The organism is Tessaracoccus caeni (assembly GCF_029211185.1).
Taxonomy (GTDB): Bacteria; Actinomycetota; Actinomycetes; order Propionibacteriales; family Propionibacteriaceae; genus Arachnia; species Arachnia caeni.
Map to the genome: position 1 here is coordinate 1 of NZ_JARGDO010000046.1, position 2,211 is coordinate 2,211.

Annotated in this window: 1 rRNA gene; it reads left to right on the forward strand. The window is 53.9% G+C overall.

Features of this window, described 5'->3' with window-relative positions:
• Positions 1 to 2,206, forward strand: a 23S ribosomal RNA gene (locus tag P0D62_RS18900); the annotation flags it as partial.
• Positions 2,207 to 2,211 lie beyond the last annotated feature (5 nt).

A 2,211-nucleotide genomic window follows, 5' to 3' on the forward strand; every position in this document is an offset into this window, starting at 1 on the left:
CGTGATAGCTGGTTCTCCCCGAAATGCATTTAGGTGCAGCGTCGTGTGTTTCTTACCGGAGGTAGAGCACTGAATGGTCTAGGGGGCCTACCAGCTTACCGAAATCAGTCAAACTCCGAATGCCGGTAAGTGAGAGCGCGGCAGTGAGACAGTGGGGGATAAGCTTCATTGTCGAGAGGGAAACAGCCCAGATCATCAGCTAAGGCCCCTAAGTGGTAACTAAGTGGAAAAGGATGTGGAGTTGCGTTGACAACCAGGAGGTTGGCTTGGAAGCAGCCATCCTTGAAAGAGTGCGTAATAGCTCACTGGTCAAGTGATTCTGCGCCGACAATTTAGCGGGGCTCAAGTTATCCGCCGAAGCTATGGCAATCACATGTATGTGTGGTTGGGTAGGGGAGCGTCGTGTGCTGCGTTGAAGCGGTGGGGTGACCCGATCGTGGAGTGCACACGAGTGAGAATGCAGGCATGAGTAGCGAATGACGGGTGAGAAACCCGTCCGCCGAATATCCAAGGGTTCCAGGGTCAAGCTAATCTGCCCTGGGTAAGTCGGGACCTAAGGCGAGGCCGACAGGCGTAGTCGATGGACAACGGGTTGATATTCCCGTACCGGTCTTGCATCGTCCGTGTTGAGGCGAGTGATACTAAGCATGCGAGCCGCTCTGTCCGGCCTTCGGGCCTGTGGGGTTGGTGAGTCTGTGACCTGATCTTGTAGTAGACAAGCTGCGGAGGGACGCAGGAAGGTAGCTCATCCTGGGCGTTGGTTGTCCCAGGCTAAGTGTGTAGGAAGGGCTGTAGGCAAATCCGCAGTCCGCATATTCTGAGACATGATGGGTCTGACACATTTGTGTTGGATTGAGTGATCCTATGCTGCCTAGAAAAGCTTCGTGAGCGAGAGGCATGTACCGCCCGTACCCTAAACCGACACAGGTGGATTGGTAGAGAATACCGAGGCGATCGAGATAATCGTGGTGAAGGAACTCGGCAAAATACCCCCGTAACTTCGGGATAAGGGGGACCTGACACGTTAAGAGATTCACTCTCCGAAGCGTTGAGGGTCGCAGAGACCAGGCCCAAGCGACTGTTTACTAAAAACACAGGTCCGTGCTAAGTCGTAAGACGATGTATACGGACTGACTCCTGCCCGGTGCTGGAAGGTTAAGGGGAACTGTTAGTCTTTTTGGCGAAGCGGTGAACTTAAGCCCCAGTAAACGGCGGTGGTAACTATAACCATCCTAAGGTAGCGAAATTCCTTGTCGGGTAAGTTCCGACCTGCACGAATGGAGTAACGATTTGGGCGCTGTCTCCACCACGAACTCGGCGAAATTGCATTACGAGTAAAGATGCTCGTTACGCGCAGCAGGACGGAAAGACCCCGGGACCTTTACTATAGTTTGGTATTGGTGATTGGTGTGACTTGTGTAGGATAGGTGGGAGACTGGGAAGCTCAGACGCTAGTTTGGGTGGAGTCATTGTTGAAATACCACTCTGGTCACTCTGGTTATCTAACCTTGGTCCATTATCTGGATTAGGGACAGTGCCTGATGGGTAGTTTGACTGGGGCGGTCGCCTCCTAAAAGGTAACGGAGGCGCCCAAAGGTTCCCTCAGCCTGGTTGGCAATCAGGTTTTGAGTGTAAGTGCACAAGGGAGCTTGACTGTGAGACAGACATGTCGAGCAGGGACGAAAGTCGGGACTAGTGATCTTCTGGTAGCGAATGGAAGCGCCAGGACTCAACGGATAAAAGGTACCCCGGGGATAACAGGCTGATCTTGCCCGAGCGTCCATAGCGACGGCATGGTTTGGCACCTCGATGTCGGCTCGTCGCATCCTGGGGCTGGAGTCGGTCCCAAGGGTTGGGCTGTTCGCCCATTAAAGCGGCACGCGAGCTGGGTTTAGAACGTCGTGAGACAGTTCGGTCCCTATCCGCTGCGCGCGTAGGAGTCTTGAGAAGAGCTGTCCTTAGTACGAGAGGACCGGGACGGACTAACCTCTGGTGTGCCAGTTGTTCCGCCAGGAGCACGGCTGGTTGGCTACGTTGGGAAATGATAACCGCTGAAAGCATCTAAGCGGGAAGCATACTTCAAGATGAGGGCTCCCACACTGTTAAGGTGGTAAGACCCCCAGTAGCCCACTGGGTGATAGGTCGGATGTGGAAGTGCTGCAAGGCATGGAGCTGACCGATACTAATAGGTCGAGGGCTTGTCTACAACAC